Genomic DNA, 9067 nt, shown 5'->3' with positions numbered 1-9067 from the left:
GGGGCCCCGAGGCCGTGCTCGAGCGCGCCCTGGAGCTGCTCGGCAAACTGCGCGAGCAGGGCCTGTACGAGGAGATCCACGGCGCCGGCGTCGGGGTGCCCGGCCCGGTCAGCTTCCGCGAGGGCGTCCCGGTCGCCCCGCCGATCATGCCGGGCTGGGACCGCTACCCGGTGCGCGAGGTCGTCAGCCGCGAGCTCGGCTGCCCCGTGCTCGTCGACAACGACGTCAACATCATGGCGCTCGGCGAGCTGCACGCGGGCCTGGCCCGGTCGGTCGAGGACTTCCTGCTCGTCAAGATCGGCACGGGCATCGGCTGCGGCATCGTGGTCAACTCCGCCATCTACCGCGGGGTGTCCGGCTGCGCGGGCGACATCGGGCACATCCGCGTCGACGACGACGGGCCGGTGTGCGCCTGCGGCAACATCGGGTGCCTGGAGGCCTATTTCGGCGGCGCCGCGCTGGCCCGCGACGCCCTCGTCGCCGCGCGCTCGGCCCGCTCGCCGTTCCTCGCCGAGCGGCTGGCCGAGGCGGGCGAGGTCACCGCCGCGGACGTGGCCGCCGCCGCGCAGGCCGGCGACCCGGTGGCGGTGGAGATGATCCGCGAGGGCGGCCGCCGCGTCGGCCAGGTCCTGGCCAGCCTGGTCAGCTTCTTCAACCCCGGACTGGTCATCATCGCCGGCGGCGTGGCCGGGCTCGGCCACACCCTGCTCGCCGAGATCCGCAGCGTCGTCTACCGCAGGTCCGCCCCGCTGGCCACCGGCAACCTGCCCATCGTGCTGTCGGAGCTGGAGTCCACCGCGGGCGTCATCGGCGCCGCCCGGATGATCAGCGATCAGGTCTTCTCCACGGCCTGACCGGCGCGAACGCGTCCCGCCCCTCCCCTTCCCGCCTGCCGGCCGCCGCGGTCGGCCGCCCGTCGGGGCCGGCCGCGGCGGCGGCGCGCCCCGGCTGGTCTCCTCGCCATGCGTCACGCGGCGAGCGCGCGCGAAAGTTTGTCCTTTCAACGTCGAAAGCTGAACGCACCTCGAGCAAAGGTCTTCTCAAAGACATCAAAAGTGGGTACCTTCGCGCCAGGCCCCCAGCCCAGCCCCCGGAAGGAGCGGCGCGCATGGAGACCACCGCGAACGGCGGCCCCCTGCTCGTCATGAGCGGCATCGTCAAGGAGTTCCCCGGCGTGCGGGCGCTCGACGGTGTCGACCTGACGGTGCGCGCGGGCGAGGTGCACTGCCTGCTGGGGCAGAACGGCGCGGGCAAGTCCACGCTGATCAAGGTGCTGGCGGGGGCGCACCAGCCGGACGCCGGCGAGATCCGCTTCGACGGGCGCCCGGTGCGGCTGGCCGGGCCGACCGACGCGATGCGGCTCGGCATCGCGACGATCTACCAGGAGCTCGACCTGGTGGACGGGCTGTCGGTGGCCGACAACATCTTCCTGGGGCACGAGGCGGCCCGGTTCGGCTTCACCCGGCGCGGCCAGATGAACCGTGCCGCGCGGCGCCTGCTGGAGCGGCTCGGCCACGGCGAGATCCCGCCCACCGCCGAGGTGGGGCGGCTGCCCGCCGCGGGCCGGCAGGTGGTCAGCATGGCGCGGGCGCTCTCCCACGACGCCCGGCTGATCATCATGGACGAGCCGTCGGCCGCGCTCGCCCACGACGAGGTCGCCAACCTGTTCCGCATCATCCGGGAGCTGACCGCCGCCGGCGTCGCCGTCATCTACATCTCCCACCGGCTGGAGGAGATCCGCGAGATCGGCGACCGGGTCACCGTGCTCAAGGACGGGCGCACCGTCGCCGTCGGCCTGCCCGCCGACCGCACCCCCACCTCGCGGATCGTGACGCTGATGACCGGCCGCACCGTCGAGTACGTCTTCCCCGAGCGCCGCCCGCCGCGCGAGGACGCGCCCGAGGTGCTGCGCGTCGAGGGCCTGACGCTCCCCGGGCACTTCCACGACGTGTCCTTCAGCGTGCGCGCGGGCGAGATCGTCGGCCTGGCCGGGCTGGTCGGGTCGGGCCGCTCGGAGATCCTCGAGGCCGTCTACGGCGCGCGCCGCCCCGCCGCGGGCCGGGTGCTGCTGGACGGGCGTCCGGTGAAGGGGGCGAGCACCACCGCCGCCGTCCGGCTCGGCATGGGGCTGGCGCCCGAGGAGCGCAAGGCGCAGGCGCTGCTGCTGGAGGAGTCGGTGGCGCGCAACGTCAGCCTGGCCGGGCTGCGCCGCTTCTCCTCGCTGGGCTGGCTGGACCGGCGGCGCGAGCTCGCCGAGGTCGAGCGGCAGCTGGAGGCCCTGGACGTGCGCCCGCGCGACCCCCGGCGCGAGGTCCGCACGCTGTCGGGCGGCAACCAGCAGAAGGTCGTCCTGGCCCGCTGGCTGCTGGACGGCCGCCGCCTGCTGCTGCTCGACGAGCCCACCCGCGGCGTCGACGTCGGCGCCCGCGCCGAGCTGTACGGGGTGATCAGGCGGCTCGCCGACGAGGGCATCGCCGTCCTGCTGGTGTCCAGCGAGGTGCCGGAGGTGCTGGGCCTGGCCGACCGGGTGCTGGTGCTGCGGGAGGGCCGGATCATCCACGAGGCCCCCGGCGCCGAGCTGGACGAGGAGTCCGTACTGAACATGATCATGGAAGGGAGCGCCATGGGCGCGGTGGGGACGCCATGACCGAGCCGAAGGGACCCGGCGGCGCCCGTCCGGCGGACGCCACGGCGGCAGATACGACGGCCGACACGACGGCCGACACAGTGGCCGACACGGCGGCCGACACGATGGCCGACACGGCGGCGATCGACGCGACGGCGGACGACCGGCCGCCGTCCGACGAGCAGGCGCGGGTGGAGGCGGCCGCGGCGAGGACCGGCGTCCCGCGCGCGAAGGGCCGGCCGCCGCTGCCGGCCGGCCTGGCCCGGGTGGCCGAGAGCAGGCACATCGGGCTGGTCGCCGCGCTGGTGCTGCTGGCGCTGATCGGCCTGATCACCAAGCCGGACAACTTCGCCACCTCCGACAACCTGGTCAGCATCCTGTCGCTGGCCGCCACCATCGGCGTCATCACCGTCGGCATGACCTTCGTGATCATCGGCGGGGGCATCGACCTGTCGGTCGGCGCGGTGATGGCGCTGGCGTCGGTGTGGGCGACGACGGTGGCCACCCAGTCCTACGGACCGGGGGTGATGGCGATGTGCGCGATCCTCGTCGGCACCGGCGCCGGGCTGGTCAACGGACTGCTGATCGCCTACGGCAGGATGGTCCCGTTCATCGCCACGCTGGCCATGCTGGTCGCCGCGCGCGGCCTGGCCCAGCGGATCTCGGACCGCAAGACCCAGCTGGTGCGGCCGGAGAACGACGCGATCGAGGCGCTGTCCACCACGCGGGTGCTCGGCCTGCCGCTGGTGGTGTTCATCTTCGCGGCGGTGGCCGTCGCCGGGTGGGTGCTGCTCAACCGCACCACCTTCGGCCGCCGCACCTTCGCCGTCGGCGGCAACCCCGAGGCGGCCCGGCTCGCGGGCATCGACGTCAAACGGCACACCCTGCTGCTGTACGCGCTGTCCGGGCTGTGCTGCGGCATCGCCGCGATCATCATCATGGCCCGCACCACCACCGGCTCCAGCACCCACGGCGACCTGTACGAGCTGGACGCCATCGCCGCGGTCATCATCGGCGGCACCCTGCTGACCGGCGGCCGCGGCACGCTGGTCGGGTCGATCCTGGGCCTGCTCGTCTTCACGGTCATCACGAACCTGTTCATCCTCAACGGGCTGGACACCAGCGACCAGCTCATCGCCAAGGGCGCGATCATCGTCGCCGCCGTGCTGCTGCAGCGCCGCGGCCTCGAAGCGCGCACCTAGCGCCCGCGCCGCACCCGGCGACGCACCCGTCCGCACCCCGGGCGTGCCCTCATCCCATCCCGAACCTCCCCGCAAACCAGGAGCGACAATGGCAGACAGCAGCCGCCTCAACCGCAGGGGATTCCTCTTCGGCGGCGCGGTGGTCGGCGCCGGCGCCCTCGCCGCCGCGTGCACCAGCAACGATCCCGGCGACGACAAGGGGTCCTCGGGCCAGCAGAACGTGGCCTCCGGGGGCGACAACGACAAGCCGGGCAAGCGGGTCACCATCGGCTTCTCCGCGCCGCAGGCCGACCACGGCTGGATCGCCGCCATCGCCAAGAACGCCGAGGCGCAGGCCAAGCAGTACTCCGACGTCGACTTCCAGGCCGTGGAGCCCACCAACGACATCAACCAGCAGATCTCGGCGGTCGAGTCGCTGATCTCCCGCAAGGTCGACGTGCTGGTGATCCTCCCCAACGACGGCGAGCAGCTCAACCAGGTCGCCCGCAAGGCCATGGACGCCGGCATCCCCGTCGTCAACCTGGACCGGGTCTTCCCCGACAAGCTCTCGTACCGCACCTGGATCGGCGGCGACAACTACGGCATGGGCGTGGCCGCGGGGCACTACATCGGTTCGAAGCTCAAGTCCAAGGGCGTGACCGATCCGGTGATCCTGGAGATCCAGGGCATCGCCACGCTGCCGCTCACCCAGGAGCGCAGCAAGGGCTTCGCCGACGCGCTGAAGACCTACGGCTTCACGGTGACCGCCAAGCAGGACGCGAAGTTCACCGTGGAGACCGGCAACCAGGTCGCCAGCAACCTGCTGCAGGCGCACAAGAAGATCGACGCGATCTGGAACCACGACGACGACCAGGGCGTGGGCGTGCTCGCCGCCATCAAGCAGGCGAACCGCGACGAGTTCTTCATGGTCGGCGGCGCGGGCTCGGCCAACGCCATGCGTGAGATCAAGAACGGCGGGGTGCTGGAGGCCACCGTCACCTACAGCCCGACCATGGCCTCCTCCGCGATCCGCATCGCCCGGCTGATCGCGCAGGGGAAGGGCATGGCCGACCTGGTGGAACGGCAGGTGCCGCAGTCGATCACGCTGGCCTCCGAGACGATCACCAGGGAGAACGTCGACCAGTACCTGCCGCTCGGCTTCGAGTCCTGACCGGCGGGCAGGCCCCGCCCCGCAGTGCCTTGACAGGGGGAACACAGATGACTGGAGACCGCAAGCCCACCCTCGGCGTCGGACTGGTGGGCCACGCCTTCATGGGCCGCGCCCACTCGCAGGCGTGGCGCAGCGTCGCGGCGTTCTTCGACCCGCCGTACACGCCCGTGATGGCGGCGCTGGCCGGCCGGTCCCGGGAACGGGCCGCCGCGGCGGCGGCCGCGCTGGGTTGGGCGGCGGTGGAGACCGACTGGAAGGAACTGCTGCGCCGCGACGACGTCCAGCTCGTCGACATCTGCACCCCGGGCGACTCCCACGCCGAGATCGCGGTGGCGGCATTGGAGGCGGGCAAGCACGTCCTGTGCGAGAAGCCGCTCGCCAACAGCGTCGCCGAGGCCGAGACGATGGTCGCGGCGGCCCGGGCCGCCCGCGCCCGCGGCGTGCGCGCCATGGTCGGCTTCAACTACCGCAGGGTCCCGGCCGTCGCGCTCGCGCGGCGGCTGGTGGCGGAGGGCCGCCTCGGCCGCATCCACCACATCCGCGCCCAGTACCTGCAGGACTGGATCGTCGACCCCGAGTTCCCGCTGGTGTGGCGGCTGGACGCGCAGAAGGCCGGGTCCGGCGCCCTCGGCGACATCGGCGCGCACATCATCGACACCGCGCAGTTCATCACCGGAGACCGGCTCGTCGGCGTCACCGCGATCACCGAGACGTTCGTCAAGGAGCGTCCGCTGGCGGCCGACGCGGCGGGCCTGGACGCCACGGCGGAGGGCGGCGCCGCGCGCGGCCCGGTGACCGTCGACGACGCGGCGCTGTTCATCGGCCGCACCGCCGGGGGAGCGCTGGCCTCCTTCGAGGCGACCCGCTTCGCCAACGGACGCAAGAACGCGCTGCGGATCGAGATCAACGGCTCGGCGGGCAGCCTGGCGTTCGACTTCGAGGCGATGAACGAGCTGTGGTTCTACGACGGGACCGGCGAGACCGCCACCGCCGGGTTCCGCCGGATCCTGGTCACCGAGCCCGAGCACCCGTACGCGGGCGCCTGGTGGCCCCCCGGGCACGGGCTCGGATACGAGCACACCTTCACCCACCAGGTCGCCGACCTGCTCACCGCGATCGCCGACGGCACCGACCCGGAGCCCTCCTTCGAGGACGGGCTGCAGGTCCAGCGGGTGCTGGACGCGGTCGCGCGCAGCGCAGCCTCCGGCAGCGGCTGGACCCCCATCGAAGACCCTCAGCCGACCGCGTAGCCGGGCACGACCTGCCCGCGCGGCGGTCTGCGGACACATGCCCGGGCCGGCGCATGACCCCATGGCCGGCCTCCTCCCCCGAGATTCCGCACGTACTGCGCACGCGCGGGCGGGCCCCGGATCGCCCCCCGGGCAAGCCCGCCCGCGCCCCGGACCGCTTCTTCGGCTTCCGGGACCACCGAGAGGAGGACGCCACCCGAGACCGCAGTTCAGCGGATCCGTTCGCTCTCCCCGGCGAGGAGGAAGAAGGCATGGAGAAACCCACCCCTCCAGGCCCTGCGCACCCCGATTCCGCCCGTACCCCCCGTGACCGCTCCCGCCGCGGCCGCCGCGTCGTCACCGCGATCGCGACCGCCGTCGCCACGGTCGCGGCGCTGGCCGCCCCGGTCGTGCGGGCGGCCCCGGCCGCGGCGGCGCCCGACGACCACTTCTACCCGTACACGCTGGCGCAGGGGCCCGACGAGGTCGGCGAGCCGATCTCCTTCGAGCCCCTCCCCGACGGCTCGGTGCTGCACACGTCGCGCGACGGCATGCTGCGGATCACCGACGCCAACGGCCGCACCTCGGTCGCGGGCCGGCTGAACGTCTACACCCATGACGAGGACGGCCTGCAGGGCGTCGCGATCGACCCCGACTTCGCCGAGAACCGGTGGGTGTACCTGTACTACGCCCCGCGGCTGGACACCCCGCTCGGCGACGCCCCGGAGTCGGGCGACCCCGCCGACTTCGAACCGTTCAAGGGCTACAACCAGCTCTCCCGGTTCAAGCTGACCGAGTCCAACCAGCTCGACATGGCCAGCGAGCAGAAGATCCTGCAGGTGCCGACCGACCGCGGCCTGTGCTGCCACGTCGGCGGCGACATCGAGTTCGACGCCGACGGCAACCTGCTGCTGGCCACCGGCGACGACACCAACCCGTTCCAGTCCGACAGCTACACGCCGATCGACGAGCGTCCCAACCGCAACCCCGCGTTCGACGCCCAGCGCACCTCGGCCAACACCAACGACCTGCGCGGCAAGCTGCTGCGCATCAAGGTCAACGAGGACGGCACCTACTCGATCCCGGAGGGGAACATGTTCCCGCCGGGCACCGACAAGACCCGTCCCGAGATCTACGCGATGGGCTTCCGCAACCCGTTCAAGATCTCGGTCGATCACCGCAACGGCGCCGTCTACCTCGGCGACTACGGGCCCGACCGGGGCGACGACGCCGACCCGAGGCGCGGACCGAAGGGGCAGGTCGAGTTCAACCGGGTGACCGGGCCGGGCTTCTACGGCTGGCCGTACTGCACGGGCCTCAACACCCCCGGCGACACCTACGCCGACTACGACTTCGCCACCGGCACGATCGGGCCCAAGTTCGACTGCCAGAACGGGCCGACGAACGACTCCCCGAACAACACCGGGCTGACGCAGCTGCCCAAGCCCGTTCCCGCGTGGATCCGCTACAGCGGCTGCGACAACCCCGACATGAACCCGCCGGATGGCTGCTCGCAGTCGGAGTCCCCGATGATGGGGCCCGTCTACCACTACGACCCCGACTCCCCGTCCCAGATCAAGTTCCCCGAGGAGTACGACGGGCTGGCGTTCATCGGCGAGTTCGAACGCCGCTGGATCAAGACCGTCCAGGTGAACGAGGACGGGTCGCCCGGCACCGTGTCGCCGTTCCCCTGGCCGCTGGGCTACAAGATCATGGACCTGGAGTTCGGCCCGGACGGCGCGCTGTACGTCCTGACCTACGCCGAGTCCTACTTCGCCCAGGACGATCACGCCGGGCTGTTCCGTTTCGAGTACATCGGGACGACCGGGCGCCGTCCCGAGGTCAACGTCAGCGCCGACCGCACCTCCGGCGGAAGACCACTGAAGGTGCGCTTCTCCTCCGAGGGCACGCATGACCCCGAAGGCACGAAGCTGACCTACAAGTGGGACTTCGGCGACGGCACTACGTCCACCGCCCCGAACCCCACGCACAAGTACAAGAAGCGCGGGCAGTACACGCCTACGCTCACGGTGACTGACGAGAGCGGCAAGAGCGCCACCGACAGCCTGGTGGTCACGGTCGGCAACACCGCGCCAACGGTCACCCTGGAACTGCCGCGGGACGGCCAGCTGGTCGACTTCGGCGACAGCGTCCCGTACCGGATCCGCGTGAAGGACCCGGACGAGCGCGTCGACTGCAGCAAGGTCAAACTGACGTACCTGCTGGGGCACAACACGCACCAGCACGGGCTCGCCGAAGCGACCGGCTGCTCGGGCACCGTCCAGACCCCGCGCGACGGCGACCACGGCCCGACCGAGAACACCTACGGTGTGTGGGCGGCCGAGTACACCGACGGCGGCGGCCCCGAGGGCGTGCCGGCGCTGCGGGGGACCGACCTGGTGATCACCCAGCCCAGGACCCGGCAGGCCGAGCACTACAAGGAGCAGTCCGGCGTGACGCAGGTGAACCGGCCCGCCGCGCACGGCGCCGCCACGGTCGGCGACATCCAGAACGGCGACTGGATCATGTTCGAGCCGTACTGGCTCGGCGACGCCGCCGAGTTCACTGCGCGGGTGTCCGCCGGCGGCGCCGGCGGCACGATCGAGCTGCGGGCCGGGGCGCCCGATGGGAGGCTGCTGGCCACGGCGAAGGTGGCCGGCGGACCCGACTGGGACGGCTCCACCTTCACCGACGTGACCGCCGCCGTCGCCAAGGCGCCCAAGCAGGCGGGGAAGATCTACCTCGTCTTCAAGGGCGGCGCCGGAGACCTGTTCGAGATCGACCAGTTCACCTTCACCACCTCGTGACCCCTCGCCCCGTCCCGCCGTCCCCGAGCGGCGGGACGGGGCCCGCCCTCCGA

6 protein-coding genes are annotated in these 9067 nt (G+C 72.3%); all 6 read left to right on the top strand.

Annotated features, from left to right (window positions below; all coding sequences use genetic code 11):
* A partial coding sequence (locus tag AR3_RS21995) for an ROK family protein (RefSeq protein WP_067916423.1) occupies positions 1–854 on the top strand: 854 nt, incomplete at its 5' end.
* A 254-nt stretch (positions 855–1108) separates the two neighbouring features.
* Entirely contained in the window at positions 1109–2647 is a 1539-nt protein-coding gene (locus tag AR3_RS21990) for a sugar ABC transporter ATP-binding protein (RefSeq protein WP_067916413.1), read from the top strand.
* Entirely contained in the window at positions 2644–3828 is a 1185-nt protein-coding gene (locus AR3_RS21985; protein WP_227023287.1) for an ABC transporter permease, read from the top strand. Before AR3_RS21990 ends, AR3_RS21985 begins: the two co-directional genes overlap by 4 nt.
* Before the next feature lie 88 nt (positions 3829–3916).
* Positions 3917–4978: an ABC transporter substrate-binding protein gene (locus AR3_RS21980; RefSeq protein ID WP_067916411.1), complete on the top strand. Its 1062-nt coding sequence runs from the start codon at positions 3917–3919 to the stop codon at positions 4976–4978.
* A 47-nt stretch (positions 4979–5025) separates the two neighbouring features.
* The gene (locus tag AR3_RS21975) at positions 5026–6228 is read left to right on the top strand and encodes a Gfo/Idh/MocA family protein (protein WP_067916409.1); all 1203 of its coding nucleotides are present in this window, start codon (positions 5026–5028) and stop codon (positions 6226–6228) included.
* Positions 6229–6479: 251 nt separating this feature from the next.
* Positions 6480–9014, top strand: a complete 2535-nt coding sequence (locus AR3_RS21970) for a PQQ-dependent sugar dehydrogenase (protein ID WP_067916407.1) — start codon at positions 6480–6482, stop codon at positions 9012–9014.
* Positions 9015–9067: the final 53 nt, after the last annotated feature.

Source organism: Actinomadura rubrobrunea NBRC 15275 (genome assembly GCF_001552235.1).
In the GTDB taxonomy this organism is placed as follows: domain Bacteria; phylum Actinomycetota; class Actinomycetes; order Streptosporangiales; family Streptosporangiaceae; genus Spirillospora; species Spirillospora viridilutea.
The sequence above is the reverse complement of the archived record's forward strand: the minus strand, read 5'-3'. Positions and strand labels throughout refer to the sequence as shown.

Excerpts from the sequence above, each read along its gene's own strand:
- AR3_RS21990 (WP_067916413.1), top strand. The coding sequence starts at position 1,109 with ATGGAGACCACCGCGAACGGCGGCCCCCTGCTCGTCATGAGCGGCATC.
- AR3_RS21985 (WP_227023287.1), top strand. The coding sequence starts at position 2,644 with ATGACCGAGCCGAAGGGACCCGGCGGCGCCCGTCCGGCGGACGCCACG.
- AR3_RS21980 (WP_067916411.1), top strand. The coding sequence starts at position 3,917 with ATGGCAGACAGCAGCCGCCTCAACCGCAGGGGATTCCTCTTCGGCGGC.
- AR3_RS21975 (WP_067916409.1), top strand. The coding sequence starts at position 5,026 with ATGACTGGAGACCGCAAGCCCACCCTCGGCGTCGGACTGGTGGGCCAC.
- AR3_RS21970 (WP_067916407.1), top strand. The coding sequence starts at position 6,480 with ATGGAGAAACCCACCCCTCCAGGCCCTGCGCACCCCGATTCCGCCCGT.